This window comes from Amycolatopsis umgeniensis, assembly GCF_014205155.1.
Lineage (GTDB): Bacteria > Actinomycetota > Actinomycetes > Mycobacteriales > Pseudonocardiaceae > Amycolatopsis > Amycolatopsis umgeniensis.
This window is the reverse complement of record NZ_JACHMX010000001.1, coordinates 7,042,503-7,068,907: the sequence shown is the minus strand read 5'-3', so window position 1 is coordinate 7,068,907 and position 26,405 is coordinate 7,042,503. Positions and strand designations below refer to the sequence as shown.

Sequence of the window (26,405 nt, the reverse complement as noted above, 5' to 3'; positions counted from 1 at the left end):
GACCACCTGGACCGACGCCTCACGCGCGGTGCAGCCACGTCGAGCACCCGACTTGGGGCGAAGGGGCCCATCACCTCGTCTGACGCTGGCGTGGGCCCCTTCGAGCCTTGCCGGGTGCGCGACCGCGGGTGGCTGGTGCCCCCAATGCGGCATTGGGGGCACCGATCGCGGAGCGGTCACGCGTTGCACGGGGTGTGTTGGTGCGGGTGGGCCCGTGTCTTGAAGGCCTCCTTGGAGACGGTGATCGTCTCCAAGGAGGCCTTCAACACAACTGAGTGGAGATAGCGACCGGTCAAGTCACGAACGGCAGCGTTCCGCGGTCGCCGCGGCGGCTTTCAGTTCGGGAGCCCCCAGAATGGCCGCGACAGGGTCGAGCGCGCCGTGCGTGTCCTTCTGCGCGGCGATGAGTCCCTCGACCGCCCGGCCTTGCGCGGCGGTGTCGTCCTTCTTGGACGCGTCCAGATCGGTCTTCGCCTTCACGGTCTTGTCGCGTGCCGAGGTGTACTTCCCGAGGAAGTCCTGCTTCGCCGTCTCCCCGGCCGGAACCGGCGCGGCGGGCAGGGCACTGAGGCCGTCGACGGTCTTGCCGAGAATGGCCGCGTAGTGCCCGAGCTGGTCGCTCGTGCTCTTCTTGATCGCCTCGATGGTTTCGCCGCCTCCCGACGGCATCTTGTTGTTGCCTTCGACGAAATCCTTGACCGTGCCACAGAATCCGTTCATCCAGGCCACCGTCGCGGCCGGATCCGCGGCCGCCGACGAGGGCGCCGCCGGTGCGGCCTGCGGTGCCGGATCCGGCGAACACCCGGCCAGCGCCAGCGCGATCCCCGCCGCCCCCAGGAGCCCGGCCGATGTCTTACGTGCAGCGCACATGTCTGTTTCCCCTCTCTCCCGGCTGGTGTTCCGGCCGGCGCGAGGACTGTGACATGCGGGAACGCGCGCCGTCTGCGTCATCTGACTCAGAACGGACGCCCCGCGCTCGAACACGTAACGTTCGAGGCACGGCGGCCGGACGGCGTAACGGGGTGCGGACGGGTGGCGAGTACTGCATTACCCCTGTTCGCTTCGAGGGCACCCAGCCGAAGAGGTAGCACCATGGCCATCAAGATCATCGCAGCGCGGCTCGAAGGTGGGAAGTTCCACGAAAGCATCACGAAGCTGCGCTGGATCAACCCCGGCAGCGGCGAAACCGGTGAGAGCTTCGTTTCGGCGATCGTGGCGTGGATCGAAGACGACGACGGGAAGGCCTACGTGGACGAGGGAATCCACCGGGTGGCGGTGGAGATCATCAAACCGACCTTCGGCCCCCGGTTCCTCCGCACGCGGGCGGACGGGATCTGGAAGAACAACCTGCTGGAGCTCCCCCGCTTCTGAGGCGGGATAGTCCACAATGGACCACGCTGCCCCTTCGCTCAGAGCGGCCCCGAGCCACCGACGTCATCCGGCCGTGCCCTCGAGGTGTGCCTTGATCAGTTCCAGGCCCGGCTGGATGCGGGCCGGGTCCTCGACCGGGTGCGGGCCGGGCGGTTCGGTGTCCGGGATCAGTCGTTCGAACAGGCGGCAGAACAGGGTCGTCCCGTCGCCGAGGTCGAATGTGGTGAAGGTGGCGATCGCGTGCATCGCCGGGGCCAGGGAGCCGTCGTCGAGCACGTCCCGGCCGACCACCGTCCACAGCTTGCCGGGAACCCGCGCCACCACGGTGTAGAGCTTCGGCTTCTCGTTCAGCTCCGGCCGGATGGTTTCGAGCAGTACGTCGCCCATCTCGGCGGGGACGCCTTCGGTGCCGCGTCGCACCTCGGTGCCGAGGGCCATCGGCAGCCATTTCGGCAGGTTCGACCAGGTCGTCACCCAGTCGTACACGGCCTGCGCCGGGCGGTTGATGATGATGCGGTTCTCGACGAACCGGATGTTCAGGTTGTCCGGGATCTGGCGGACGTACAGTTCCACTGACACGACTTTCTCCTTTTCTGATCAGATGCGAGGTCTTCCGGCGCGGTCACCGGGAGGGTGCGTGCTGTCCGGTCATGAGCGCGGCGAGGTCGTCCGGTTCCAGGAACGACGGTGGTGGGGGCGGGCCCCAGCTGAACAGGCCTTGGGCGCCGTCGAAGACTTCCGGGGTCCAGATCTCGTCCTCGGGGATGCAGTCCATGTCGGCGTAGTACTCGCTGAAGTTCCCCGCCGGATCCTTGAGGTACCAGAAGAAGTTGGATCCCGCGTAGTGCCTGCCGAGGCCCCAGACATGGCGCCCGGGGTCGCCTGCCAGCATCGCCGCCGCGCCTCGCCCGACGTCGTCGATGTCGTCGACCTGCCAGGACGTGTGATGCAGGAAGTTCACCGGTGCCGCGAGCGCCAGCACGTTGTGGTGATCGACCGAGCAGCGCATGAAGGCGCCCTTGTCTCCGATGTAGTCGCTGACCTTGAAACCGAGTCCCTCGGTGAAGAACCCCATGGTGGCTTGGAGATCGGTCGTGCCCACCACGCAATGGCCGAGTTTCTTGGGCCGGATCGGGTCCTCACGCAGCACTCCGGGCGCGCGGCCGAACCGTTCGATGCGACCGGGCCCGTTGTAGGGGGTGGCCGGGACAGGCCGCTGCACGATCCTCGGCGCGATCTCGACGCGGACGGTGAATCCGGAAACCGGCTCGATCGCGGTGACGGCGGTGCCGTCCGTGCCACCCGCCACGCCGAGGCGTTCCAGCCGTGACGCGGCCCGCGCGACGTCGTCGACATCGTCGACCCCCACCCCGAGCTCGAGCACCCGCCGGGATACGGCGTGCCGGATCCGCAGCTGCTCGCCGCCTTCGCGCGTGCTGAAGGCCCCGCCACCGAGGTGGGTGAGTCCGAACTCGGAGTAGTAGGCGATGGTGTCCGCGACGTTCGGGACACCCATGGTGACCCGGGTGAGGCGGTGCATGCCCATGTCAGTCCTCCTCCGCGGCAACGAATGTCTGGCGTATCTCGCCGATGCCTTCGATCCAGCTGACGAGGTGTTCACCTGCTCGCAGGAATCGCTTCGGCGTGCGGCCCATGCCCACGCCCGCCGGGGTCCCGGTGAAGACGAGATCGCCCGGATACAGGGTGATGGTCCGCGACAGCGCGGATACCAGCCTGGCGACCGGATAGATCAGCTCGCGGGTGCGGCCGTCCTGCACGGTTTCGCCGTCGACAGCGCAGCCGAGCGCCAGGTCGTCCCGGTTCGCCAGATCGTCCGGCGTGACGAGCCATGGCCCGACCGGCGCGAAGTTCGGGAAGGATTTGCCCAAGCTGAACTGCGGTGCGGGGCCGGCCAGTTGCGTGACGCGCTCGGAGAGGTCCTGCCCGATCGTCACCCCGGCGACGTGGTCCCACGCGTCGGATTCCGCGACGCGGGTGGCGGTCCGCCCGATCACGGCGACGAGTTCCACCTCCCAGTCCACGTCGCCTCCGGCAGGCAGCACGACCTCCGCGTCGGGGCCGGTCAGCGCGGAGACGAACTTGGTGAACGTCGGAGGAAGTCCTTCCGGTGCCTCGAAACCGGACTCGGTGGCGTGGGCGTCGTAGTTCAGGCCGATCGCGACGATCTGCCGCGGGGCCGGTGAGGGAGAGCCCAGCTGCGCGCGGGTGAAGACGACGCCGGGTTCGGCGGGCGGCTGGTGCGCCCAGGCCCGGAACTCGTCCCAGTTCTCGTAAACGGACACGAGACCAGGGCCGAACTTGCCGCCTGACGCGGTTTCGACGTCGATTCCGGTGTCGTCGGCGGTCACCAGGACCGCGCGTCCGTCCACATTGGCCAGTTTCATGACTTCACCTTTCCGGGATTCGGCCTGGATCGGCCGGCTCGTCGGTGCCCGCGGAAACGACGGTGGGGCTAAATTCGAAACTAGACCCAAACTTTCGAAAGTTCAACCCAGATTCGTAAAGTGCTAGGCTGGAGCGCATGACCAAGAGCGGCGGAGCGACCCGCACCGACGGCATCCACCAGGCGTTGCGCGCCGACATCCTCGCCGGTCGGCTGATACCGGGCGACAGGCTCAAGTTCCCGGACCTGGCCGACCGCTACCAGGTGAGCGTCGGTGCCACCCGCGAGGCGCTGACGAGACTGGTCGCCGAAGGGCTGGTGGTGGCCAGGCCGCGTCAGGGGTATCTGGTCCGCCCGCTGTCCCATCAGGATCTGGCCGAACTGACACAGGCGCGGGCGGAGATCGAGTCCCTGGTATTGGGGCTGTCGGTGCGGGAAGGCGACACACGCTGGGAGGCCGACGCCGTTGCCGCGCACCACTTTCTGGAACGCGCGCCGTATCGCGACCCGGCCGATCCGGACCACCTGTCCGACGAATGGGTGCAGGCACACGCGGCCTTCCACCACGCGCTGCTGGCCGGCTGCCGCAACCAGCGGCTGCTCGACGCCGCACGGTCGTTGCGGCAGGAAGCCGAGCTGTATCGCCAGTGGTCGGTATCCCTCGGCAACGAACCCGGCCGCGACGTCGCCGCCGAGCATCGAGCACTACTCGACGCCGTTCTCGCGCGCGACGCCGATCACGCGCAGGAACTGCTGCGTGACCACATCGCGCACACCGCCCGGCTGTTGATCAGCTGCGCATCCGATCAACCCAACCAGGTGCTCGAGAAGACCTAGACGGCCCTGATCAATTCCGTTGCACAGTCCGGCCGTCCACCGCCGCACGTTTCCCGGGGCGATCAACGACGAGGCCGCCATCGCCTGGTGAAGGCGCAGTGAGGATGACATCTGCGAACTGGGTCTTCTCCGCGAGCCTCGGATTGATCACGGGGAGTCCACCGACGAAGGTGGCCTGGTTGAACGACACAGTGTGGGAGATCGTTGTCTGATCGAAGGAGGCGGGACCGGCGAACGTCGCACCTGTGAACGTCGCGCCGCGGCTGAACGTCACGCCACCGAACTCTGCGGCACCGATGAACATCGCCTCGCCGAACCTCGCGTCTTCAGCGAACGTCGCGCCGTCGAACTCAGCGTCGCCGACGAACGTCGCCTTGAGGAATCGAGCGTCGCCGATGAACCTCGCACGGCCGAACCAGGCGGGACCGGCAAACGTGGCCTCGGGGAACCGGGCGGTGCCGGCGAACCTCGCACCGTCGAATCGGGTGGTGCCGGTGAACGTCGCGCCGCCGAACCAGGCGTCACCCTGGAACTGTGCGCCGTAAAACCAAGCATCGGTCAACGTCGCCGCACCGAACGAAACAGTGCCGGTGAAGGTCGCGCCGCGGAACCGCGGGTTGCCGTCGAGAGTCGCTCGAATGAAGCGGGCCGTCCGCACCCGGCAGTTCGTCAGGTCGAAAGCGATGAGGCGGGCGCTGGTGAGGTCGAGGTCGATGCCGTCCCAGAACGCGCGGTGGTCGGACGGGTCGAGGTGGTCGGTGAGGATGCGTTACCCGGTGAGTCGCACTTCCCGTTCCTGGAACGACGCGTGATGCAGTGCCGGATCTGATTCCGGCGTGCCGGACTTGGATCCGGGTGGCGTGAAGGGCATTCGCAGGTAGGCGCAGATGACGTTGACGATGCTCTGCCGCTGCCCAGGGTTGTTGTGAGCGAGGCGTTCGAGCGCGTAGAGACCGGCCAGGCGGACGGGGGCTTCGGCGGAACCGAGCTGATCGGCGGCCTTGGTGTAGAGCTCGGTGACGTTCTTCTCGATCGCGTCGGTTTCGCTGTGCCACTGCCGCCGTACCGCCAGTAGAAGCGCGAAGACGCCGGTGGTGCCAGCTCCGATGCCGAGGCCGGTTTTGATCGCGTCGACCCGCGCGGCGCCCGGGTCCTTCGCAGCCGAAGCCTCGCCCAGCAGCCAGGTGGTCGCGCCCCAGGCCGCGAAGACCACCACGACCGCGGCGGCGAGAAGGACCCAGCGGTTGATCCCCGGCGCCCGGGTCCGGGGTGCCTTCGGCCCGCGCAACCGCCACCACGCCGCGACCGCTCCTGCGACGGCCATCGCAAAGAGCGCCATCGGCACCGCCCTTGGCCGCGCCCACCGACCGACGGCTGCCCAGTCGACCCATCCGAACAGCAGCGTCATCCCGGCCAGCAGCGCAGCGGCGCTGAGCAGCAGCGCCCCGCTCGCCGACTTCCATTTCGTCACGCACGGACAGTCGCCCGCTACCGGCGCGACGCTACGCCGCCTCGGCGACGAGTTCACGCAACAGCCGGGCGGACGGCTTTCGTGGCCCCGGTCCCGTCAGGCAACGGCGCGATCGCCGAAATCGCGGCGGCGCTTGCCCGGGCGTTCTGCCCGGAGATCTTTTCGACGATCACCGGCAGGCAAGCACGTCACGTACTCCTGAACAGCCGGTCCAGATGCACGTCGATCGCGGCGAGCGCGTCCTGGGGCTCGATCACGTCGAGTTCGATCAGGGAGGTGAAGCCGGTGAGGGCGAGGAGCAGGTTGGTCTCGGTCGCCGGTTCGCGGCCGGAATCGATGTGCCCGTCGGCGATCGCCTGGCGGACCAACTGCTCGACGAGGGCCCGCCCTCGGACGAGGCCGCGGCGCGCCTGCTCGTGCACGGCCTCGTCATGCAGCGCCTCCAGGACGTAGGCGGCGCTCATCCGGCTGGTCGCGCGGGCTTCGGCATGCAGGGGAAGCATTTCCGCGAGCGTCAGTCGCAGCACGTCACGGGGATGCGGACGGTCACCGAGCTTTTCGAGCCCCTGGTGTACGCGCGCCGAGGTCTGCTCGGACGCGAAATCCATGGCGAAGGAGAGCATGTCGGTCCGGGAGGCGAAGTAGTGCTGCAGCTGCCCGAGTGACATGTCCGCCTCCTGCGCGACCACGCGCATCGTCAGCTGCGTGACGCCGCGCTGCTCCACCACCCGCCACAGTGCGCGGGCTATCGCTTCGCGGCGTCCGCGGTGATCCACCTGTTTCGGCATCGCCCTCCCTTTCCAATACAGTTGACATAATACACCTGACCCATAACCTGGGGGTCGCTTGAGGGGAAGGAAGCGTCATGTCCGAACAGCCAAAGGTACGGACCACGGAAGGTGTGGTGCAGGGACGACGGCGACAGGGACACGCGGTGTTCCGCGGCATCCCCTACGCCCAGCCCCCGGTCGGAGCGCTCCGCTTCGCCGCGCCCGCGCCGCCGCACCGCTGGGAGGGGACGAGGCAGGCTGTCGAGTTCGGCCCCGTGGTGCCGCTGTCCCTGCCGATCGACGTTTCCCCGCAGGGCAGCGATTGGCTGACGCTCAACGTCGGCACTCCGGATCCCGGCGCGGCGGGACTGCCGGTGCTGGTGTGGATCCCCGTGGGCGGCTACCTCTCGGCGGCGTCGAGCGACCCGATGTACGACCCGGCAGCGCTGGCGGAGGCTGGAATCGTCGTGGTGACCATCAACTGCCGCGTGGGCGCGGAGGGATTCGCGTTCCTCGACGACGTGCCGCCCAACCGCGGATTCCTCGACCAGATCGCGGCGCTGGAGTGGGTGCAGCGCAACATCGCCGCCTTCGGAGGCGACCCCGGCCGGGTCACCGTGGGCGGGGTGTCCGCCGGGGCGGGCTCGGTCGCCGCCCTGCTGACGATGAAGTCCGCGCGCGGCCTGTTCCGGCGGGCCATCGCCCAGTCGGTGCCGGGCCTGCACAACACCCCCGCGCTGGCACGGCAGGTCACCGCCGCGTTCGCGGACCGGGTCGGCGCGGCGGCCCCCACCGCCGAGGCCCTGCGCGACATCGATCCATGGCGTCTGGCCGCCGAGCTCACCGCCTTCAACGCCGACCTCCACGCGCACCGAGAGAGCTGGGGACGCCTCACGGAGACCGGCACCGCGCTGTGCCCCGTCGTCGATGGCGAGGTCCTCCCGGAAACGCCCTGGCCCGCGCTGACCGGCGCGCGAGCGAGCGGGACCGAACTGCTCGTCGGCCACACCCGGGACGAGTTCCGGTACTTCAGCGTCATGAGCGGACGGCACGGCACGTTCACCGAGGAGGACGCCCACGCAGCCCTGGAACTGCACGCCCCGCAGCCGGACGGCGCGCGGGCCTACCGTGCCGCGTTCCCGCAGGCAGGCCCGGAGGAGCTGGTGGAGACGGTGTACTCCGACGCCCTCTTCCGCATGCCGTCACAGAAGCTGGCCGAGGCGAACGCGGCGGCCGGCGGCACCTCGTACCTGTTCGAACTGTGCTGGGTCGCCCCGGCCCTCGGCGGCGTCCTGGGCGCCTGCCACAGCCTCGACGTGCCCCTGGCGTTCGGCACGCTGGACAGCCCTGTTGGCACCCAGCTCATCGGCGAGGAGCCCACTCTCGAGGCCGTCGCGCTCTCCCGCGAACTCCAGGAGGCATGGGTCCGGTTCGTCACCACCGGCGACGCGGGCTGGTCCGCTCATCGGCCCGGCGGGCACCTCACCCGCGTCCTGGACACCGAGTCGAAGACCCTGCCCTACCCCGAACAGACATCCCGCCAGATCTGGGAAGGCCACTCCCCCGCCCCCTTCGATCTCTCGTCGTAGCGACCTCGACCGGGCCGCGAGCCCCGGCCCGCTAATTCAGGAAGTCGCCGCGGTAGTCCTTGGCCCACTGGGGCATAGGTGCGGCCCGGTCGGCCGGTGATCCTTTCGATGGTGTCGGTGATCGGTGCCGGGCGGTCGAGGTGGCGGGCCCAGTCGTCGAGCAGGACGTCGGCGGGCCCATGGCCGTTCGGGCTTGCTCCACGGGCAGTTCCTCGTACCGGAGCGGTCGGTCGAGCGCTTCGGCCAGGAGCGCGATCTGCTCCGCGTGGGTCAGGGATTGCGGGCCGGTGACCGGATAGGTCCGGCCGGCGTGGGCGTCGTCGGTGAGGGCTGCCACGGCGATGCCCGCGAAGTCGGCGGGGTGGATCGGTGCGCCGGCGGCCTGGGCGTACGGGCCTCGGACGACGTCGCCCTGCCCGTACCTGCCCCGGTACGTCGAACGCCCACTGGATGGGGTTGGCGGCGGACAGGTCCAGGCGCCCAGCCGCAGCAGCGAGGCGTCGCAGGCGCGCAGCACGTAGTCCCGGGCACCACGGATGCGGCGTGCCCTGTCGCCGGCGCTGCGGTCGATGCCGAACTCGGTGGCCAGCTGCACCCGCTCCCGGCGGCCGTGGACGGCCCGGCCCACCAGCACCTCGTTGTGCCCGGTGCCGTAGGCGTCGGCGGTGTCCAGGAACGTGACGCCCAGTTCCAGGGCCCGGTCGATGGCGGCAAGGCCGCCGTCCCAGTCGGCGGCGCCGTAGCTCTCGCTCATCCCCATACATCCCAAGCCCATCGCGCTGACGGTGAGACCGGGCGAGCCGAGCGTGGTTCGGGTGATCATGCGCGGATACTCCTCCTGCCCAGCGGACCGAGCGGAACCTCGAAGGGCTGACGAACGCCACCGACGCTAGGACCTGGAGCGCGCTCCAAAGCAAGCCGGAGAGCCAGCAGGTCAGACGCGAGCGAGTGAACCTCGAAGATGACCCCACCGCGGTATGACAGGACGTTTGGCGAGGAGTGGCACACAGCGCCTCGTCGCGAGCTTGATCGCTAGAGTGCACTCGTGGCCGTGCTGGAGATCTCCGATCTGGTGGTGGAGTGGGATGCTCGGACCGGCGAGCGCGTCCCTGTCCGCAGAGCGGATGTGGTCGCCCGGCTGCACGCGGCCGGGGATCGACGAGCCGCTCGTATCGTGCAGCGGATGCCCGTGGCCGGCGAGTTCCTGGATCCCGTCGCGATGGACGAGCTACTGGTCCGGGTGCACACCGAACTGCAGCGGCTCAACGAGGAACTGCACATGGCACAGCGGTTCGCCGAGTTGCTGGTGCCGTTGCTCACCGCGATCCGAGCGAGCAGGAGCCGCCTGCGGGTGGTGGACATCGGGTGCGGGTTGGGGTTCATGGTGCGGAGCCTGGCCGCCTCCGGTGTGCTGGGAGCGGATGTCGAACTGGTGGGTGTGGACTTCAATCGCGCGTTGATAGCCGAGGCGACCAGACTGGCCGAGGATGAGCGACTCCCGTGCACGTTTCTCCACGCGAACGCGTTCGCGCTGACCGAGGACGCCACCGTCTACCTGTCGAGCGGCGTGCTGCACCATTTCGCGGCCGACGAACTGCCTGAGTTCTTCCGCGCCCAGGACCGCGCCGGCACGCTGGCGTTCATCCACTACGACATCTCCGCGACCCGGTTGGCCCCGCTGGGCGCCTGGCTGTTCCACCGCGCCAGGATGCGGGAGCCACTGGGCCGTCACGACGGCGTCGCGTCCGCACTGCGCGCCCACGACGACACCGTGCTGTTGTCCGCTGTCGAGGCGGCTGCCGGGATGGACGCATTCCTGTTCGAACCGTCCATCCACGCCAACCCGTTCTGCGCAGCCATGAGGCCGGTTGTCGGTCTCCGCCCGGCGTTGGTCGACAACTTCCGCCATGCCCTGGGACGCCGGGCGCGTGGGCTGGTCGCCGGCTGATGGCCACAGCCGTTCCGGTCCTGCTGGGCCTGCTCGCGCTCATCGACGCGGCCTTCGCGGGTTTCCGGGCCGCGACCGGCCGCAACGCCCGGATCCACAAACGCCCTTACTATCTACTGGCCGCACGCCGGGGACTCGCGGGCGGGGCGATCGGCCTCGTGCTCGTGGCACTGCCGGTCGCGGTGGCCCTGAGCGGCTCGGCCGACCCCGGGACTCGTTACGACGAACTGGTACGTGCGGGTATGCGGATGCTTCAGGTGCTGGTTCCGTTCGCGGCGCTCGTGGTGGCATCCCTGCTGACGTACTGGCTGTTGCCGATGCGGGAGAGCACGTTCGTGATCCTGGTCGGTCTCGGGCCGTTCACCCTGCTGCGGCCCGTGGTCGCGCTCGGTGCCGCGGTGTGGGCGGTGGCGGGATCAACCGACTGGCTCCCCTGGGCGGTCGCGACCGCGGCAACAGCCAGCGTGCTTGCCGTCGAGCCGGTCGTACATCGCTGCTGGTACCGCGCTCCGGTGTGACAACCGCCCCAAGACCGCACGCCCATCGGCATGACAGGACGTTGGCAGGATGCGGACAGGAGCGCCGGAACCGCGTGCCGGAGGGTTAGCGTGCGCTCGTGGAGCGACAGGAGCAGCAGCAGTGGTTTCCGGATTTCCCGTCGCAGCCCGGTTACCCGGCGCCTTCGCCGAAACGGCGTCGCACGGGGATGATCGCCGGGATCACCGTCGGTGTGCTGGTGGTGATCGCCGGTCTGGTGGCCGGGCTGCTGGTGTTCCTGAACAGCAGGCACGACAGCGCTGCCCCATCTTGGCCTATCAGCGAGAGCAGTACCTCCCGAACCCCGCCGGCGCCCGGCTGGACGACGCTGGAGCTCGGGCTGGGCGTGTTCGTCGAGGTGCCACCCACCTGGCAGCCGGTCGATGGAACCTACATCCCGGACGCGCGAACCCGAGGCGCGCGGTATAAACCGGGCTACTGCGCGACGAACCCGAAAGCCATCCTCGGCCAGTTGTACCTCGACCGGGCGCGTATCACCGATCCGATGGCGGCCGCGGCGGACGCGTTGATGTATCGGGGAAATCGGGCTTTCCGCAGCGGCGGTCAGGTGTCCTCCGGCCCTGTCGGACGCCGCCCGGACGGCGGGGCGCAGGTGCAGGGCACGGTCACCCCGCACGCCAGGGACGAGTGTGACCCGCCGTCGACCACCTACCGGGTGGTCGCCTTGCCCACCGCGCAAGGGACGCTGCTGGTCGTGGTGTGGGGTGACCTGCAGATGCCGGACTCGCCTGGCGAAGAGGACCTCACCAGGATCGCGGACAGCGCGCGCCTCGGGTGACCGGGTTCCGCCTTCCCCATGACCGTCCACAAGGGACACCAGGGCGAGGAATCGCCGAACGTCCTCATCGCGGTATGAGCGGGCGATGCCGCCAGTCGTCATCGCCCATGACGTCCAGGAGCGGGCCTTCCGGTGATCGCGGCGACGGTGAATATGCGACGGAAGTGCCGCTCACCGAGCTCCACCACCCACAAGCCGGGCTTCAGCCGTTCAAGTACGTCGGTGTGTCGCCAGCGGGGCCCGTCTGGGGTCTCGTCGACCGATCCGGTGCGGCGAACGTAATCGTGGAGGAGGTACCAGCCCTTTGGCGACGAGCGGAACCACACGTCGAAGTACCTGACCTCGGCGGTCTCTCGTCCGCGGATGGCCCGTTCCAGATCGTCGCGGCCGACCGGCAGCACGATCCTTCTCTGCGGCTCCTTCCCCCGCACCCACACACCCTCTTGCAAGTAGGTCTCCCATTCGCTGTCGCCGCTTGACGGAGAGCGAATCAGCGCGTGGGCGCGGTCGAGGTCCGCGACGTCGTCCAGGCTCTCGAACTCCGCAAAGTAGTAGTGGCCCTTCACCTGTTCGGCTCGTCGCCGTGCCGCCAGCAGAGCGACGATGCCCGCAAGGCTGTCCCGTTCGAAGGGCGCCAGCGGCAACGCGTAGGTGTGTTCCGGCAGTAGCTCGTCGACCACGGCGTACGCGGAGCGCAGGTCGACCATGTCGGCCTCATGCCGGAACACCGCGAAGCCGCCGCCTTCGAACCCGTCCCGCTGCTCGTGCTTCGCAGGCCCGCGGTCGTCGGCCAGTTGTCTGAGCCTCTCCAGCTCCGCGGCGCTCACCTCGCGGTAGTCGTCGTAGGAGTTCCGATCGCCGGTCTTCGACAGGCCAGTGCTTTGCGTCCACACACCGTGACCGACGTACTTCTGCTCGTCGTGCGAGCCGAGGCTGCGGTAGAGGGCCTCGGCGTTCCCGACATCGGACATACCGCGACCGTCTTCGAACAACGCGAAGTAGCGGTAGTCGGCCAGATAACGCTCGAACACGCGATCACCCCCTCAGTGATCACCTGATCCTAGCGAGCAAACCGGCGTCCGGGACGCAGACAACGTTTGGGCACCCCGCGGCATGACAGGGCGTTTACGGAGGGTGGTCGAACATGTAACGAGGCTGCGGTGGTAAACGACAGTTCACCAAGCCGAAGTCGCGGTGGGGCGGCCCGGCATCGATGTGTGAGGGGCAAGCGGTGACCGAGCTCGTCGAGGTGGGTACCGGCGAGAACCCGGTGTTGGACGTGGTTTTCGTGCACGGCCTCGATGGCGACTCCCGTAAGAGCTGGTCGGCGAAGCGGAAGAGTGTGTTCTGGCCGGAGTGGCTCGGGCGGGACGTTCAAGGATTGGCTGTCTGGTCGCTGGGGTATGCCGCGGCGTCGAGCCGCTGGTTAGGTCACGCGATGCCGATCCAGGATCGGGCGATCAACCTGCTGGCCCACCTGGAAAGTCACGGAATCGGGCAACGCCCGCTGTGCTTCGTCACCCACAGCATGGGCGGCCTGGTAGTCAAGGAAATGCTGCTGCACGCGGCTGACGGTCGCGCCGACTACACCGAGTTCGCCACCGCCACCCGAGGGGTGGTCTTTCTGGCCACCCCGCACACCGGCTCCGACATCGTCACCATGGCCGTCGTCAAGGCGCTATCCGTCATCTACCGCAAGACGCCGGCGATCGGCGCCCTGGAACGCAACAGCACACATCTACGGCAGCTCAACACCAGATACCGCAACTGGGCTGTACACCCGACAACGAACATCGAGCACAAGATCTTCTACGAGACCCGGCCGACCAAGGGTGTGCAGGTTGTCGACGCGGGCTCGGCCGACCCCGGAATCCCAGGCCAGACACCGATCCCAGTGGACGCGGACCACATCGACATCTGCAAACCCAGCGCTCCCAACGACCTGGTCTACAGCCAGGTCAAACGTTTCATCACCGGAATCATCACGGCACTGCAGGCCAGGCCTGGTGCCACCGGCCGGCAAGAGATCCTCCGTCAGTCTCGGCTCAACGAGAGCCCTCAGGACGCCGGCGCAGGGGTAGGCCGTCAGACGTCGGGGGTGCCGGTGATGGAGTCGCTTCTGGCAATTCCGAGGCTGGGTCGCATCCCGGAGCAGCCGGATGTGTTCGTGGGCAGGACACACGAGTTGGCCCGATTGGAGGCCGCGGTGGCCGGGTCGGGTGGTCGCGCGGTGGTGGTGGCGGTGCACGGTTTGGGCGGGGTCGGCAAGAGCACCCTGGCTGCCCGGTTCGCCGAGCTGCACGCCGACTGGTTTTCCCCGGTGTGGTGGGTGACGGCGGATTCAGCGCCGGCGCTTGAGTCGGGTTTGGGTGGTTTGGCCGGCGCGCTGGCGCCGGAGGCGGTGGTGCTTCCTGCAGAGCAGCGGGTCGAGCTGGCTGTGCGGTGGCTGGCGACCCATGAGGGCTGGCTACTGGTGCTGGACAACGTGACCAGTCCGCGGGATGTCGCGGGCCTGTTGGAGCGGGTGCGGACGGGCACGGTGGTGATCACCAGTCGTCAGCGTTCGGGGTGGCGGGCGGTGGAGACGGTGCCGCTGGACGTGCTCACCGACGACGAGGCGGTGACGTTGCTGGCCCGGATCGTGTGGTCGGACTGGCCCGAGGCGGACATGGCCGGAGCGGACCGGTTGTGCGAAGAGCTGGGCTGGCTGCCACTGGCGGTCGAGCAGGCAGGCGCATACCTCGCGCAGACCCGGACCAGCCCCGCCGACTATCTCGAGTTGCTGGCGCAGTTTCCGGAGCGGATGTTCACCGCGACGGCGGAAGGCGGTGACGCGCAGCGGACGATGGCACGGGTCTGGCACGTCACCCTCGACCACCTGACCGACACACCGGCTGCGGGGCGGGTGCTGCGGCAACTGGCCTGGTACGCCCCGGACGGAATCCCCCGGAACCTGCTGGCCGGCGCGGTGGAGGAACCGGAACTATCCGAGGCGCTGGGCCGTCTGGCCGCCTACAGCATGATCACCCTCACCGGGAACACCGCTACCGTCCATCGCCTGGTACAAGCGGTCACCCGCACACCCGACCCCACCGACCCCCACCGCCAGCCCGCCGACATCGCCACCGCCCGCGACACCACCACAACCATCCTGTCGACCAACCTCTCCAAGCTGCATCCACACACACCCGCGGACTGGCCCGCCTTACGGATGGTCCTGCCCCACGCGCGGGCCCTGCTGGAACACACCACACCCGACACCGACACCAGCCACACCAGCTACCTGCTCAACCAGCTGGGTACCTACCTCAAAGGACAGGGCGACATCAGCACCGCCATCGCTTACTGCAGCCGAGCCTGCGACAGCCACCAACGCCTCCACGGCTCCGACCACCCCAACACACTGAGCTCGCGCAACAACCTGGCGAGCGCCTACGAGTCAGTGGGTGATCTTGAGCGGGCGATCCCGCTGTACGAGGCCACCCTCACCGACTACGAGCGGGTGCTCGGCCCCGACCACCCCGACACACTGAGCTCGCGCAACAACCTGGCGAGCGCCTACGAGTCGGCGGGTGATCTGAGCCGCGCGATCCCGCTGCTCGAGGTCACCCTCACCGATCGAGAGCGGGTGCTGGGACCCGACCACCCCGACACACTGAGCTCGCGCAACAACCTGGCCTACGCCTACCGGTCGGCGGGTGACCTTGCGCGGGCGATCCCGCTGTACGAGGCCACCCTCACCGATCGGGAACGGGTACTCGGCCCCGACCACCCCGACACACTGACCTCACGCAACAACCTGGCGAGCGCCTACGAGTCGGCGGGTGATCTTGCCCGGGCGACCCCGCTGTTCGAGGCCACCCTCACCGACAGCGAACGAGTCTTTGGCCCCGACCACCCCCACACACTGACCTCGCGCAACAACCTGGCCTACGCCTACGAGTCAGTGGGTGATCTTGCGCGGGCGATCCCGCTGTACGAGGCCACCCTCACCGACTACGAGCGGGTGCTCGGCCCCGACCACCCCGACACACTGACCTCGCGCAACAACCTGGCCTACGCCTACCGGTCGGCGGGTGACCTTGCGCGGGCGATCCCGCTGTACGAGGCCACCCTCACCGACAGCGAACGAGTGCTCGGCCCCGACCACCCCGACACACTGACCTCGCGCAACAACCTGGCCTACGCCTACCGGTCGGCGGGTGATCTGAGCCGCGCGATCCCGCTGTACGAGGCCACCCTCACCGACAGCGAACGAGTCTTCGGTCCCGACCACCCCACAACCCAGATCATCCGCTCGAACCTCGACAAGGCACGAACTACCTGAAGCCGCCACCGTGCGTTCGCTACGGAACCGGCCGTCGGTGGCCAAAACATCCGCTCATCGGCATGAGCGTGCGTTGTATCCGGGATCAGCTTCTTGACGGCTTGGGCGGGTAAAGCGCTCTTACGTGCTGGTCACGTACTTTGGGCATCGTTGCCCCGTCCCGGCCGCGGCTGGGCAGTTGAGCCCTGCAGTCCTCGATCTCTGCTGAGGTCTGGAGTGACGTCCCGATGCACCGCATCGTCTGAGTCCGTGAACCCATCGCCTTAGTTCGGCCTCGCTTCCCGTTGCCTGCGGACTCACGTTCGTCGGTCGGTGATGATGGGTATGCCGAGAGCGACTTGGCTGGTGGCGCGGTCCTTGGTTCGGTCGAGGCTGACCAGTTTGCGGGCTGCCTCATTGAGGCTGGTCCGCAAGCCGGCGACCTCGCCGAGCCAGCCGTTGAGTTGGGCCTCCTGGATGCGGTCGCGCAGGTTGGCGATGATTTCGACCAGCCGGGGTCGTGCGGCGGGGTCCAGGCGCAGGCTCGGGCATCGGACGCAGGCGTGTTCGTGTTTGCAGGGCGTGCCGTAGGGGCGGCCGCGTTCGCCGAGTTCGAGCTTGCGGGTTTGGAAGTGCTGCTGGAATTCGCGCCATTCCTCGTCGGTGGGCTCGCGGTATTCGGCCTGGGGGCGTTCGGTTCGCCTGTGGTCGACGAAGGCGCGGTAGGCGCGGATGAGCTCCTCGTCGAAGACGGCCAGGTATGCCTGCGTGGTGTTGATGTTGGAGTGGCCGAGCAGCCCTCCGCCGATCGCCTCGGTCGCGAACATCCGACGGAAGTCGTGCGGGGTGCAGCGCAGCAGTTCCCCGGACGCTCCCCGCAGGTCGGCGCGGACCAGCAACTGGTTGAGCGGTGCGGGTTGGCACGGCCGCCGCTACTCGAATGTCTGGCGCGCCAGCATCTCGGGATCGTTGCGGATCTCATAGAGGTCGGGTCGCTTGTCCGGGGCGATGGGGACTGAGATCGCGCGGATGAGGTCGGCCCATCCCGGTGGCCACTGGGTGGTCAGCATGGACCACTGGACACCGCGAAGACGTAGCCCGCGGAGGTCGGCTTCGGCAAGGTCCGCGTCGGTGAAGTCGGTGACTGCCGTTTCCAGTCTGTCCAGCACCGTGATGAGCCTGCCTGGGCTGTAGCGCCGATCCACGATGATGCCAGGGCCGTAATGTGAGCCCGCTGGCGGAGTGGCCCGTCGCGGAGCGTATGCCTTGAAACCGTGGGCGATCGCTCGCGCGTCCTCAGAGCCCCGAGGACGATCCACGGGCGGTTCCGGTGGGCTGAGCAACTCGCCGAGTAAGTGGGTGAGCACCCGCACGATCTCGATAGCGAGTTCGTGTGCTGCTGCGACTTCGTCGTCAACGCGTTCGCGGGACTGCTTTCTGCTGACTTCGCTGAGCATCGAACGTAGTGTTGTCACTTGAGCTGTGAAGAGTTTGCGCGCGTTGTCGGGATACCCGACGGGCTTCAAGAAGGCGCTTACATCGACTGACGCGTCCCTGAACTCGTCGATGATCCCGTTGGAAAGGTCTGCGGCAAGAGCCTCGACGCGCCGGACGGTGAGGTCTTGCACCCGGACGCGTGGCACGAGGTCGTCCAGGACACCGGTGAGCTTTTCACTCATGATGAGCAGACGTGCCCACGCCCGTATGAGCCGCATCCATTCGATCGGCACAGAAATACGAGACTCCAGCCGCTCGCGCGGGGTCCTTTCGATCAAGCGCTGGACGACCTGTTCAAGATCAGTGGGACCGAGGTCGGCGTCGTTCTCGGAACCGGGGCAGTCGGCGGTGCCTTCCGGTGCGGCTGCGGCGGCGCGGTTCGCGACGCCGGGAGGAGGGCCGCCTGGATGAAAAGAAGGTGTGGCGTCGGCGAGCGCGGTGAGCAGGCGACGGCCTCGGCCGGGTGCGTCAGGCGCCGATGGTGGGGTGAAGGCGGGCGTGGCATCAGCGAGCGCCGCCAGCAGACGGGCGAAGGTGTTACGAGCCATCGCTACTGCCCCGTTCTCCTCGCTGGGGACTGTCCTCGGCGGACGGCAGGGACTGCAGGGCGTACCCCGCTACTTTTTTGACAACGACGGGGGCCGCGGCTCCCATTCCGAAGGCGATCAGGCCGTTACTGATCAGTGAGGTCGTGGCCACCGCGGCCGTGGTCGAGCCGGCGATCGCCAGGTGAACGACGACGGAGACCGCGTACACCCCTCCGCCGGGGCCGTGAGGTCGGGTCCAAGGCCAGCCCTTTACACGCTGGCTGGCTTCTACGAACAGCAACGACCGGTTGACCGCTGCTCCCAGGAGTCCCCACAACGCGTACTGCCACATGCACAGAACGTACCCACCAGCGGCGCCACTGCTGACGCTACCCCGCCCGTTGAAGACCGGCCGTCTCAACCCGACACGCGGGATTCTCGCTGATCCGACCGCCTCGCGAGATCGGCAAGGCTACTCAGCCGGTCCGGACAACAGACTCTGCCGCTAGCGCGAAAGCGGTCCACGCTGAGTCGCGATGGTCGAAGTGGTGGTGAACTACGTCCTGCGCTACGGCTGTCAGAGGGCCGGCCAGTGCGCGGTCAGCCTGGCGTCGTGTTTAGACGGGTCGTCACAGTAGATCGCGTAAGCGGCGTCCTCGTCGATGCCGAGATGGTCATATGGATCTTCATCGAGTAGGTATTCCGGCTGCGGCAGGTCGACTTCTTCCAGTTCGTCGGCTTCGAGAGTGAGGCTGCGGACCAACAGCCGAAGGCGTCTGGGCAATAGAGCACCACTGCCGTATCACGGTCGTTCTTCGCCGTGGTTGAACAATTCGGTTCTCGCCGCTCGTGACATGTCGATCTCGCGCGACCTGGGAATTCACCGCTGTCTGTTGATGACGTCACCATGATCAGCCTCAAACTCTTGGCATCTCCTCGGCTGGAGTGAGCTCGACGGCCGCGGCGACAGGGCAGCATGGGCCGGCCCAGCCGCCTGCCCGAAGGTCCTCATAGCGACATGAGCGTGCGCTGCCCGGTCGACGAGGGTGCTTGCCTCTCTTATCGCCATCTCCGAATGGGTAGGTAGGACGGTCTGGGAGATGGCAGGCTGTGATCTGTGAACCCGATCGTTGCGCAGGTGTTGACCATCGCCGGTGTCCTGCTCGGCTCAGCCGCCACGTTCGTCGTCACCTCCCTCACCGAGCGAGCCCGTTGGCGGCGAACGCAGTCCGCCCGGTGGGACGACAAGCGTCTGCTCGCGTATTCGGAGTACGCCAACGCGGTCAAGCACATGGTCCGGCTGTGCCGTCGGATCGCGGAGACCCAAGAGCTGCTGCCCACAGGTCAGCCCATCGACCTCGACTCCGCATTCGCCGACCTCGCCGAGGGGGAGACCGAACGGGCCGCACGATGGGAGACCGTCCTGCTCCTCGGCGAACCGGCGACGATCTCCGCCGCACGAGCATGGAGCGAACAGGTGTGGCAACTGGAGCACATCCTGCGCGAGGAGCACCCCGACACAGCCGCGTTCACGAACGCCTACCGGAATGCCATGCGACTACGCAACGAGTTCTATGCCCACGCCCGCGCAGACCTCGACATCACCAGCGGCCCGCTTCCCGAACTCACGTGGAAATCCCTCCAACCCCCGCCATCATCGCCCGACCACCCCGCCACACCGTGACGACCGACCAGCGGAATGAGCGGACGTTTCCATGTAGAGCCGCCCGGCGACTTGGTGGGCTGATCTCCTCCGCTGGCTACGAACCGAGTCCGTCATCTGGGAGGGCAACGCCAAGATCCGGACAACGGGAGGAAGTTCACCGCCTGACGTGACCGCGCCGGTTCCAAAGTGCGCATTGCGAGGGTAACCATCGACGTCACTGGCGTTCTGCTCGAGAACACGGATCACGCCCAACCGACCTGCGACCACACCGAGCTTGTCCAGCTGTGGAAGCAAAGAACTCCGAATCTGATGCAGTCCGCGGCGGAAGCAGAAAGGCTGCTACGCCTATCGGCACACCGGAACAAACGGAGACCACCGCGAGTAGCGCCCAGGCGAAATTGCCGCCGAAGGACCAAAATCCCCGCAGAACGGCAGCGATGTTTATGCAGTGGGCCGGGTCGGGCTCGAACCGACGGCCAAGGGATTATGAGACCGCAGATCCGGCATGTCAGCCAGTGTCGTCGAATGCTAGATTCTGCCGGTTTGTGCAGGTCAACGCCAGTTTGAGCTCGGGCCGAGTGTCGCTGCGTGTCTGCCTGTATCGGGCTCTACGTGGGCAACGGAGCCCAATCGGAGACGCCGAGCCCTTCCATTCAACGGCACCTTCTCTGGGTGTTGCGATTCTTATCGGCCCTGGAGAGCCGAACCCGTCGATGAGCAAGTCGCAGCGTTGTGGCCGAAGCAGCCGGTGACCGTCCGGCTCGAGGCCTGGACATGATCTGCGCCGCCCTGGATCGCACAGTCGCCGACGCCGCTGACTGGGCGGTGTCTTGCTCGGCGGCCTCGACCATCACGCGCACCAGATGTTCGAAGCCCGACGGGCGGACCACAACTCGGCCGTGGTCGCCAAGCCCGAGATTCGCCTTCTCGACCGCGTCACGAACCTCTGCCGAGTTGACGATCGCGGTTTTGTCGTGAACCGGCACGTTGACCAGAACCTGCGGCAGAGCGGTGAATCACGCTGGCGAGTTCCGTGGTGGCCGCCTCCCACGCCTCCCGGCTCGTCCAGCGGGCCACGTTGACGAGCTGGAACCGGGTCTCCGAGCATTGGGCCGGTGCAGCCGGGCATAGATGGAGCCAGGCTTGGTGCTCACGATCACGGCACGCCTCCCGACGTTGCCAGATGGTTCAGTCGAGAGTATCCATGCGTCTGCTTGTGATCAGTGTGCTCAACGCGGTTGTGCAGTCGCTTTCGGTCGTCGGGAGCTGGACGAAGTTCATGGCCCGGTTCTGCTGGGTGAGCCATGGGTTGCGCTGCTGGATGTCCGGCGGTGGCTGCTGGTCGAGTGTTGGGTAGGCGAGGGCACCGAGTTCTGCTTTGTGTGCGGTGAGGTAGCTGTTGAGCTGGTAGAGGTCTTCTCGGTCAACTCCGCAGCGGTCGTTGAGTGGTTTGCATTTGGCGTCGATGATCACTTTTGGTGCGTCGGGAGCCGATGAGAATGTCGGGATAGAGACGGCCTAGCACCGCGGTGGGGTGGTGGGCTGATCGCAGCAGCGGTGTGGAGATGTGGTGCTGGGTGCCGTGTGTGACGGGAAGGGCGGTTGCGCGGCGGGCGCAGTGGAGGACGAACAGCTCCCACAGCTCTGCGACGTCGATGAGCAGGCCTGTATCCCGGACGTACGGCTCTGCGATCAGCGTCGAGGGTCTATGAGTCCTGGATAGTCGGAACGCGCGCGAGCAGTGGCGGTAGCACGGTTTCCAGGTCGGGTACGCGGCACCCGAGTTCGGTCATCCGGGCGGCTGCGGCCATGATGCTGATGCGGCAGCGGATGGCAGCCCGGATCAGGTTCGCGATGGAGACCGGTTGGTAGGGATCTTGCCACCTGTTGTGCGAGGTGAGTTCGCGCCAAGATAGCAATTTGACGTCCGAGTCGAAGCAGCAGGCCGGGACTTGATCTTCCGGCGGGGATTGGTATCCAAGAGAGGTGAGCCTCCTCGTCACATCACGAGGGCTCAGGCGATTCTGATGCGCAATTCGGATGATATGAGCTTCCGGAACTGGAACACCTTCAGGGATAAACTTGAATAAATCGAAATTGCTCGACATGGCTTTAAGGTCAAGCTCGGAGCTTGTTGTCGGTAGGTTATCATAATTTTCGACCTGAATTCCGAGTCGCCGCAATCGAATACCCGCCTCCCAGGGTGAACACTCTGCTCCGACCGCAGCCCGGATGACAATCTGCGGGCGAACTACCCCAGAGTACAACATGTTCTGCACGCGATCGACAATCTGTCGATCTTTCGAATCAAGGATTAGCGCCGAATCCACTTCCACGGGAACATTGAATCCCAATTTACTCAGTCGAGAGGCGACCTCCATTTGCGAAATACTGGTCTTGAGTGAAATGTCAATCAGGCAGGCGACCGACACGACGTCACGAAACGACGACATCGCCACTAAGATGGCAACGTCATTACTGTCGAGCGATACTGGAATCGCATACACTTCCTGAAAGTCGAGTCCTGCCATAGTAAGCATTTCAGCCGCACTTCTTGGAGATATACCCCGACGCGCGACGCGATAAGCCAATTCGGCCCGAGATACGCCTTCACCTAGCGTTAACCAGAATTCTGCTGCCAACTGGGCAATCTGTGGCTCCAATTCAAAGATGCTGATCGAGACCGTTCGAGATCCATGAACGGGCAGCTTGAGCTCTCGCGCCCGATAAAGCAATTGATCGACTTCTTGATGGCTCGCAATGGCGAACTGCACAAGTTTCTGAAAGCTAATCCCACCTTTTAGTGATATCCACGGCCGCTTGCCATCGTTGTTGTAGCTAAGGAGGCGCAGATCGGAGTCCTCGACTCGTCGCGGCAGATCGGTGGAGTCAGGTGTGCTATAGCCGAATTCCTTCAACCGGTCTGCGACACGGGTGATGGGCATCTTGAGCCGGACGCTTGCCACGATCAGATGGGAGACATCGACAGGGCCGACCGCCAGCCACGGAGGGCGGCCGTCTGCGGACCTACTCAGAAGAGCGAGGTCGATCGGAGAATGTCGAGGCGTGGCCTCGGTGATCAGCCGGGGGCGGGAAAGGTTGAGCAACTGCATGCGCTCGGAGATGACATCTTCTTCGACGCCCAAGTCGGCGCACGACTTGAAGAACGGTCCCAACGGAAGCTCACTGTCCAGTCCGTCGCGAGCATAATCAGCCAGGTTTCCGAGAATCAGCGTGTCGGATGGCTTGGCGGGCAACAACTTTCTGGTGCGTTCGACTGCGATCCCACTCAGCGAACCCAAAGGGTCCTCGACCAGGGCAAGCAAGCGCCAAAGCAGAATGTGATCGGGTACCTTCCACTCGCGGATGGTCTTGCCAGCTTCGCGGCCGGACAAGTTATGGGCATCGCAGAGCTCACTGTCAATGGCCATTACTCCGGAAACGCCGAGGGACAGAGGCCTATCAGACAGTACGAGTTCGACTCCGGCGTCCGAAAAGGTCTCCGTGACGAGGTCGGCGATCCCGGGCGACGTCCGCGCGACGTCAATGATCCAGGAATAGGAAGCGAAGGCGAACCCGTCGGAACGCAGGACGCCCGCCGCTTCCCTGAGTAGCTCTTCCGCGACGTCGGAGACGTCTTCGAAGACCGACATCCGGTCCACTGTCAGAGCTGGCGCTCGTGGGCCGACGATGTTGATCACCGCGCCGCGGGGATCGAGCGCGCCCTCGACAGCGTGCAGGACCTTCCCCTGGTAGGAGGCATGGACGTAGATGCCGTCCACGAGGAGGGCGCCGCCAAACTGGCACCACACCACCTGGCCGTTCTGTCCGGGGTTGGCGGCAGCCAGCTGGCCGAACGCATTAATCCCGTTCTCTTCCCATGCTTGACGCTCGCGCGGCTTGAGCTCGTTCGGGTGCCATTCGGCCACGGAACCGTCATGCTCGGCGACCGTCTCGAACTCCGCGATGCCCAGCAGAGCCTGCAGCGTGCGGACACACGATGGCAGCTCTTCGCCTGGGCGCAGGAACAGTTTGATAGATGTGCCTGGTTCATTCCCGTGTGAGGCAACCTCATTGATCCGGAACAGGTGGCCGGGCCCGGCGATGAAGACCTTCAGCTCGGGCCCCGGCAGCCGTTCGTCCCTGCTCATCCGGCAAGTCGTGACCTCGATCTCGTCAGCCAGCATGAAGTAACTCATTACCCCGATGCCGAATCGACTGTTCGGGTGCAGGAACACGTCCGCTCCGGCCCACTCGGCCCGCTCTTCGGCGAACTCGAGACGGTCGGCGAACCGGACACCGACCTGGGAGAACACCTCACACAGTTCCGTGCGGCCCATGCCGACCCCGTTGTCGCGGCACAGCAGGTAGGGTCGGCCGTCGACGTCGACGCCCTGCTCGAACTCAATCCGGCCCCGCCACTCACCGTCCGGCTGTCCGGTTCGCCGCCGGTACTCATGCCTTGCCCTCCGGTAGCGGCACGCGTCGAGCGCGTTCTGGTACAGCTCGCGGATGGCGAGCGACCGGTCGCGGTAGAGCTGCTCTCCCATGAGGAGTTCACGAACGCGGGTCTCGTCGAGGGCAAACCTGGCCGGGGGAACCACGAACAGGTCCTTTCCGGCGACTTCCTCTGGTCGAACTTCACGCGCGGAGGCATTAACCGGAAGGAATTGCAATGCCTGCACCGCGGTCTCGCGAGCCGCGACCGACCGCACCGCGCGCAAGACCTCGTCAGTGTGGTCGCAATGCTCCACCAGGGCTTCGAGAACCGCTTCGTGGCGGCAACGCGCGTTGAGGACGATGCCCGATGACTCGACCGTCCAGTCGCAGACCTCAAGGGCCTGCCGCAGCTCATCGATCTTGACGGGCTCCGGGATGCCGAGATGCTCCACGATCGTGCTGGAAAGCGTGGACAGCTGTATCGCCATAGCGTGGGCGGTGACCAGCAGCAACCCGACGAGCCTTTCCCTGACGACCGGCCCGCGAACGCTGCCCAGGTGATCTCGCGCCGGGTTCCGGAGATCGCTCGGCGGCAGCCGGAACAGCCGGATCAAGTGCGCCAAAGGGCCTGCGAGAACACGGTGCAGTCGACCGTCCTCGACGAGGCCTCCGACCGGATTCGCCTCGGCTCGCGGAGCATAGCCAGCAAGCCATCGGTGGTAGAGCCACCAGCCGATCTCCTCCGACTGGGTCTCCCGGCCCTCGATGTGTGGCAGACATGCCCGCGTGACCAGCCGCTGGTGCGGGTTTGAGGCCAGGAACCTCTCGTACCCGGACCGAGGCGATCCGGGCACTGCTGCAGTCTGCTCGAGATTCGTCGGCTCAACGTCGGCGAACTCCGCTGCCGTCTCGAGTGAGACCACGTGGTGAAGCATCGGCGTCAGCACCACCAGCGCGGCCTCGGTCGGAGAGAGCCGGAACGTGCCATCCGCATTGCACCGCTGGAGCAAGTCGTCGGCGTAGGCCAGCACACGTTCGGGCAGCCCACGGTCATGCCACGGGTCGCCGGCCAGCCGCCGCTCGGCGGTCGCGCGCCGGTCAGCCAGCCGCTGCGCCAATGCCTCGGTTTCCGGCCGCAGCGAGTCCGACTCATCCGCGAACTGCCAGGCGCGGTGCTTCCCGGCCAAGTCCACCCAAGCGTCCGGGGTGGGACGGGCGACCGTCTGGATCACGCGCTGAAGCTGGTCCTGCCAGTAGCTGTAGTCCAGGGGGACCGATGGGGAGAGTCCCTTCTCGGTTGCGGTACGGCGGCAGACCTCCACGACTGCTCGCACCAAATCCCAGGACGGCGGGTTGGGGATCTTACCGAGGAAGAGGACGGAAAGTTGGGAGCGCTCAACCGGGGCGACACTCGCCAATGCCTTGAGCGTGGGATTCCCGCACGCGAGTCGCAGCCGTCGGAGCTGTCCGCAGAACTCGCCCAGCTCAAGTCGCTCACTCCGGTCGAACGCGTCCAACATCTTGCTCCTCCGCTTCCGGTGGCTTCCGGCGGGCCACAGCGAGCGGCCCGCTGAACAGCTGGTTCACGGTAGCCGTTCCGCTGGTTTCCGGTGCTTTCCGAATCGCTTCCGCCCCTGACGGCGCGCCGGTCACCTTGACTCGGGAAGCACCAGCCGAGGAGGAACACAATGCAGGCGATCTTGGAGTTCGCGACTACCGCCCTCCAGTTGATGGTGGCGGGGACAGCCCTTGCCACCGTCGGCCGGGCGAGGCGGCGACGCGGTGGCAAGGAAGACGATCGATAGAGCCACCCGGACGTCGGCACAGCGCCTCCCCAGCTTGTGAATCCACAGGAGTCGTGCCGGCCACGCCGGGCGTTACGGCTGGTCTTAGCGCACGAGAAAGAGCCCGCAAGGTGCGGGCCCTTTCTGGTTCTCAGCTTTCCAGCCAGCGTGCGCGGGCCGCGGTGTTCCCTCCAGGCCTCCAGCACCACGGGCCCCAACAGCTGTGGATGAGAACTCGGAACACGTGGTCCGCGATCGTCAGGTCCACCAGCGGACGCGATACCGCCAGCGGATCGCCCGGTAAATCAGCATGCTCCAGCTCAGCGTCAAGCTCACTACGTTGCGGCTGGAATCGGCCGAAGCAAACAGCAGCGAGCGTCACCCATCGAGCTTCGGCTGACAGAGCCACTCTCGGTCGGGCAGGAACACCGGCATGTCTCGCATCGTTTGAGCCAGCGC

The 26,405-nt window shown here is 66.7% G+C and carries 22 protein-coding genes and 1 pseudogene; 8 read left to right on the top strand and 15 right to left on the bottom strand.

Annotation, left to right across the window (positions count from 1 at the left end; translation table 11 throughout):
- Positions 1-297 precede the first annotated feature (297 nt).
- Positions 298-870, bottom strand: a complete 573-nt coding sequence (locus tag HDA45_RS32905) for a hypothetical protein (RefSeq protein ID WP_184901932.1) — start codon at positions 868-870, stop codon at positions 298-300.
- Positions 871-1,092: 222 nt separating this feature from the next.
- On the opposite strand from HDA45_RS32905, the gene HDA45_RS32900 reads away from it, so the two are divergent.
- The gene (locus HDA45_RS32900) at positions 1,093-1,371 is read left to right on the top strand and encodes a DUF3892 domain-containing protein (RefSeq protein ID WP_184901929.1); all 279 of its coding nucleotides are present in this window, start codon (positions 1,093-1,095) and stop codon (positions 1,369-1,371) included.
- Positions 1,372-1,434: 63 nt separating this feature from the next.
- Here the strand turns inward: HDA45_RS32900 and HDA45_RS32895 are convergent, their stop codons facing one another.
- From HDA45_RS32895 to HDA45_RS32885, 3 genes are read right to left on the bottom strand one after another with little or no spacing between them, the layout of a single operon-like run.
- The gene (locus HDA45_RS32895) at positions 1,435-1,950 is read right to left on the bottom strand and encodes an SRPBCC family protein (RefSeq protein ID WP_184901927.1); all 516 of its coding nucleotides are present in this window, start codon (positions 1,948-1,950) and stop codon (positions 1,435-1,437) included.
- Positions 1,951-1,993: 43 nt separating this feature from the next.
- Complete coding sequence (locus HDA45_RS32890; protein ID WP_184901925.1) at positions 1,994-2,917, bottom strand: VOC family protein; 924 nt, start codon at positions 2,915-2,917, stop codon at positions 1,994-1,996.
- A gap of 1 nt (position 2,918) precedes the next feature.
- Positions 2,919-3,776, bottom strand: a complete 858-nt coding sequence (locus HDA45_RS32885; protein ID WP_184901923.1) for a fumarylacetoacetate hydrolase family protein — start codon at positions 3,774-3,776, stop codon at positions 2,919-2,921.
- Between the two features lie 137 nt (positions 3,777-3,913).
- Here HDA45_RS32885 and HDA45_RS32880 point away from each other — a divergent pair, with 137 nt between their 5' ends.
- Positions 3,914-4,612, top strand: coding sequence for a GntR family transcriptional regulator (locus tag HDA45_RS32880; protein WP_184901921.1), 699 nt, complete (start codon positions 3,914-3,916; stop codon positions 4,610-4,612).
- A 10-nt stretch (positions 4,613-4,622) separates the two neighbouring features.
- Here the strand turns inward: HDA45_RS32880 and HDA45_RS32875 are convergent, their stop codons facing one another.
- The 3 genes from HDA45_RS32875 to HDA45_RS32865 all read right to left on the bottom strand — a co-directional run bounded on the left by HDA45_RS32875 (position 4,623) and on the right by HDA45_RS32865 (position 6,871).
- Positions 4,623-5,270: a pentapeptide repeat-containing protein gene (locus tag HDA45_RS32875; RefSeq protein ID WP_184901919.1), complete on the bottom strand. Its 648-nt coding sequence runs from the start codon at positions 5,268-5,270 to the stop codon at positions 4,623-4,625.
- A 111-nt stretch (positions 5,271-5,381) separates the two neighbouring features.
- On the bottom strand, positions 5,382-6,083 hold the full coding sequence (locus tag HDA45_RS32870) for a hypothetical protein (protein WP_184901917.1): 702 nt from the start codon (positions 6,081-6,083) through the stop codon (positions 5,382-5,384).
- Positions 6,084-6,271: 188 nt separating this feature from the next.
- Positions 6,272-6,871, bottom strand: coding sequence for a TetR/AcrR family transcriptional regulator (locus tag HDA45_RS32865; RefSeq protein ID WP_184901915.1), 600 nt, complete (start codon positions 6,869-6,871; stop codon positions 6,272-6,274).
- A 77-nt stretch (positions 6,872-6,948) separates the two neighbouring features.
- On the opposite strand from HDA45_RS32865, the gene HDA45_RS32860 reads away from it, so the two are divergent.
- Positions 6,949-8,442: a carboxylesterase/lipase family protein gene (locus HDA45_RS32860; protein ID WP_184901914.1), complete on the top strand. Its 1,494-nt coding sequence runs from the start codon at positions 6,949-6,951 to the stop codon at positions 8,440-8,442.
- A 31-nt stretch (positions 8,443-8,473) separates the two neighbouring features.
- Here the strand turns inward: HDA45_RS32860 and HDA45_RS42545 are convergent, their stop codons facing one another.
- Positions 8,474-9,265 (bottom strand): aldo/keto reductase, encoded by a 792-nt coding sequence (locus HDA45_RS42545; protein ID WP_246480872.1) that lies wholly within the window; start codon positions 9,263-9,265, stop codon positions 8,474-8,476.
- Between the two features lie 222 nt (positions 9,266-9,487).
- Here HDA45_RS42545 and HDA45_RS32845 point away from each other — a divergent pair, with 222 nt between their 5' ends.
- From HDA45_RS32845 to HDA45_RS32835, 3 genes are all read left to right on the top strand, one after another.
- On the top strand, positions 9,488-10,390 hold the full coding sequence (locus tag HDA45_RS32845) for a methyltransferase domain-containing protein (protein WP_184901912.1): 903 nt from the start codon (positions 9,488-9,490) through the stop codon (positions 10,388-10,390).
- Positions 10,390-10,908 carry an oxidoreductase gene (locus tag HDA45_RS32840; protein WP_184901910.1) on the top strand — a complete coding sequence of 173 codons (519 nt, stop codon included), beginning with the start codon at positions 10,390-10,392 and terminating at the stop codon, positions 10,906-10,908. Before HDA45_RS32845 ends, HDA45_RS32840 begins: the two co-directional genes overlap by 1 nt.
- A 98-nt stretch (positions 10,909-11,006) precedes the next feature.
- On the top strand, positions 11,007-11,726 hold the full coding sequence (locus HDA45_RS32835; RefSeq protein WP_184901908.1) for a DUF8017 domain-containing protein: 720 nt from the start codon (positions 11,007-11,009) through the stop codon (positions 11,724-11,726).
- A 98-nt stretch (positions 11,727-11,824) separates the two neighbouring features.
- Here HDA45_RS32835 and HDA45_RS32830 read toward each other — a convergent pair whose 3' ends face one another.
- Positions 11,825-12,757, bottom strand: a complete 933-nt coding sequence (locus HDA45_RS32830) for a hypothetical protein (RefSeq protein ID WP_184901906.1) — start codon at positions 12,755-12,757, stop codon at positions 11,825-11,827.
- A gap of 200 nt (positions 12,758-12,957) precedes the next feature.
- Between HDA45_RS32830 and HDA45_RS32825 the strand changes: the two genes are divergently transcribed.
- A complete protein-coding gene (locus HDA45_RS32825) occupies positions 12,958-16,053 on the top strand; it encodes a tetratricopeptide repeat protein (RefSeq protein WP_184901904.1) in 3,096 nt (1,031 codons plus the stop codon).
- A 296-nt stretch (positions 16,054-16,349) separates the two neighbouring features.
- Here the strand turns inward: HDA45_RS32825 and HDA45_RS32820 are convergent, their stop codons facing one another.
- The 3 genes from HDA45_RS32820 to HDA45_RS32810 form a co-directional block, all read right to left on the bottom strand.
- Positions 16,350-16,859 (bottom strand): integrase, encoded by a 510-nt coding sequence (locus HDA45_RS32820; RefSeq protein ID WP_184901902.1) that lies wholly within the window; start codon positions 16,857-16,859, stop codon positions 16,350-16,352.
- 105 nt (positions 16,860-16,964) lie between these two features.
- Positions 16,965-18,077 carry a hypothetical protein gene (locus HDA45_RS32815; protein ID WP_184901900.1) on the bottom strand — a complete coding sequence of 371 codons (1,113 nt, stop codon included), beginning with the start codon at positions 18,075-18,077 and terminating at the stop codon, positions 16,965-16,967.
- 556 nt (positions 18,078-18,633) lie between these two features.
- Positions 18,634-18,840, bottom strand: coding sequence for a hypothetical protein (locus HDA45_RS32810; RefSeq protein WP_184901898.1), 207 nt, complete (start codon positions 18,838-18,840; stop codon positions 18,634-18,636).
- Positions 18,841-19,173: 333 nt separating this feature from the next.
- On the opposite strand from HDA45_RS32810, the gene HDA45_RS32805 reads away from it, so the two are divergent.
- Positions 19,174-19,740 (top strand): hypothetical protein, encoded by a 567-nt coding sequence (locus HDA45_RS32805; RefSeq protein ID WP_343072213.1) that lies wholly within the window; start codon positions 19,174-19,176, stop codon positions 19,738-19,740.
- Positions 19,741-20,531: 791 nt separating this feature from the next.
- Here the strand turns inward: HDA45_RS32805 and HDA45_RS42540 are convergent.
- The 3 genes and pseudogenes from HDA45_RS42540 to HDA45_RS32790 form a co-directional block, all read right to left on the bottom strand.
- Positions 20,532-20,729: pseudogene (locus HDA45_RS42540) on the bottom strand (phosphoglucosamine mutase); the annotation flags it as partial.
- A 181-nt stretch (positions 20,730-20,910) separates the two neighbouring features.
- A complete protein-coding gene (locus tag HDA45_RS42535) occupies positions 20,911-21,195 on the bottom strand; it encodes a 5-methylcytosine restriction system specificity protein McrC (RefSeq protein ID WP_343072212.1) in 285 nt (94 codons plus the stop codon).
- Positions 21,196-21,428: 233 nt separating this feature from the next.
- Positions 21,429-25,682, bottom strand: coding sequence for a wHTH domain-containing protein (locus HDA45_RS32790; protein WP_184901896.1), 4,254 nt, complete (start codon positions 25,680-25,682; stop codon positions 21,429-21,431).
- Positions 25,683-26,405 lie beyond the last annotated feature (723 nt).

Coding starts and splice junctions, on each gene's coding strand:
- HDA45_RS32905 (WP_184901932.1), bottom strand. CDS start 870: ATGTGCGCTGCACGTAAGACATCGGCCGGGCTCCTGGGGGCGGCGGGG.
- HDA45_RS32900 (WP_184901929.1), top strand. CDS start 1,093: ATGGCCATCAAGATCATCGCAGCGCGGCTCGAAGGTGGGAAGTTCCAC.
- HDA45_RS32890 (WP_184901925.1), bottom strand. CDS start 2,917: ATGGGCATGCACCGCCTCACCCGGGTCACCATGGGTGTCCCGAACGTC.
- HDA45_RS32885 (WP_184901923.1), bottom strand. CDS start 3,776: ATGAAACTGGCCAATGTGGACGGACGCGCGGTCCTGGTGACCGCCGAC.
- HDA45_RS32880 (WP_184901921.1), top strand. CDS start 3,914: ATGACCAAGAGCGGCGGAGCGACCCGCACCGACGGCATCCACCAGGCG.
- HDA45_RS32865 (WP_184901915.1), bottom strand. CDS start 6,871: ATGCCGAAACAGGTGGATCACCGCGGACGCCGCGAAGCGATAGCCCGC.
- HDA45_RS32860 (WP_184901914.1), top strand. CDS start 6,949: ATGTCCGAACAGCCAAAGGTACGGACCACGGAAGGTGTGGTGCAGGGA.
- HDA45_RS42545 (WP_246480872.1), bottom strand. CDS start 9,265: ATGATCACCCGAACCACGCTCGGCTCGCCCGGTCTCACCGTCAGCGCG.
- HDA45_RS32840 (WP_184901910.1), top strand. CDS start 10,390: ATGGCCACAGCCGTTCCGGTCCTGCTGGGCCTGCTCGCGCTCATCGAC.
- HDA45_RS32820 (WP_184901902.1), bottom strand. CDS start 16,859: ATGTTCGCGACCGAGGCGATCGGCGGAGGGCTGCTCGGCCACTCCAAC.
- HDA45_RS32815 (WP_184901900.1), bottom strand. CDS start 18,077: ATGGCTCGTAACACCTTCGCCCGTCTGCTGGCGGCGCTCGCTGATGCC.
- HDA45_RS32790 (WP_184901896.1), bottom strand. CDS start 25,682: ATGTTGGACGCGTTCGACCGGAGTGAGCGACTTGAGCTGGGCGAGTTC.